The sequence below is a fragment of the Paenibacillus sp. EKM301P genome, assembly GCF_011800295.1.
In the GTDB taxonomy this organism is placed as follows: Bacteria; Bacillota; Bacilli; order Paenibacillales; family Paenibacillaceae; genus Paenibacillus; species Paenibacillus polymyxa.
The window spans coordinates 1-1,418 of sequence record NZ_JAALFM010000047.1; the positions used below are offsets into that span (position 1 = coordinate 1).

Genomic DNA, 1,418 nt, shown 5'->3' on the forward strand with positions numbered 1-1,418 from the left:
TCTTCACTTGCTTGCACATATTCCACGCTGAATGGAGCGCTGGATTCAATCCGCTGAATCACCTCACCATCCACCATATCGAATCGGGTTCGGAGGGCTTCATGACGGGCAATCAGTTGGCGGAAGGCTTGTTCCAGTCTTTTTTTATCCAAGGAACCTTCGATAATCAAAGCTCCTGGCATGTTGTAGCTAACCTCTCCACCTTCCAGGTGACTCAGAACGTACATCCGTTTTTGTGCCGAGGAAACGGGGTAATATTCGCGCTCCTCTGCAACAGGTATGGATACATACGTTTGCTGGGTCTGATCTTCACCCATCACCTGTACCAATTGCTCAATTGTTGGATATTGGAAAATATCTCGCAAGGCCAGCTTGTGATTCAGCTCCTGATGAATTTTCGCCATCAGTGTAGTAGCGCGCAGCGAATGTCCTCCCACTTCAAAGAAGTTATCCTGGATGCCTATTTGCTGATGATTCAGAACGCTTTGCCAAATACGGACCAGCTGCTCTTCCAGCTCTGTGCGCGGCGCAACGTACTGCGTGCCTCCTTCGAGGCGCGCTTCCGGTGCTGGCAACGCTTTGCGGTCGATTTTCCCATTCGGTGTCAGCGGGAAACGATCCAGGGGTACGACATACGTCGGGATCATATAGCCCGGCAGTTTAGGCTGCAGTGTGCTGCGTAGCTCAGCCAAATTCAGCGCCTCCGAGGCTACAACATACGCGCACAGATCCTTGTCTCCGTCTTCGTTTTCCCAGGCGGTGACGATCGCTTTCTCAATGCCAGCCACAGTCAGCAGCTGCGCTTCCACCTCGCCCAGTTCAATCCGGAAGCCCCGGATTTTGACCTGATCATCCATCCGGCCAATAAAGTCCACATGGCCGTCTGGCATCCACCGCGCCAAGTCGCCGGTACGATACAGTCGTTCACCCGGCACGTACGGGTTCGCTACGAATTTCTCCGCCGTCAGGTCCGTACGGTTCAGGTACCCCCGTGCCACACCAGCACCGCCAATGCACAGCTCGCCCAGTAGGCCGATCGGGACTGGATTCAGCTGGCTGTCCACAATGTAGAAGCGTGCGTTCAGCCACGCCTGACCAATCGGCACATGGCCGCTGCTTGGCAGCTTCAACAGTTCTTCGTCGTAGAAGCTGGAGTCAATCGCCGCTTCCGTAACACCGTAGCTGTTGATGATGCGGATCTCCGTGCCAAACCGTTCTTGCAGCACCCGATAATCCGTCACACTGCAGCTATCCGAGCTCGTGATGAGCAGCTCTAAACTACTCATGTCTAGTGCGTGTTCATGCACATGCTGCATAAATGGTACGATCAAAGCCGGTGTGGATTCGAACACCGTAATTTGATAATCACGAATCCATCCGTGGAGACGGCTAAAATCAATCCGGTCGTCTTTCGGACA

Annotated in this window: 1 protein-coding gene; it reads right to left on the minus strand. The window is 53.6% G+C overall.

The window, feature by feature from the left end; translation table 11 throughout:
• Positions 1 to 1,418, minus strand: a 1,418-nt coding sequence (locus HFD99_RS24740; protein WP_167441046.1) for an AMP-binding protein, incomplete at both ends; no start/stop codon positions are given.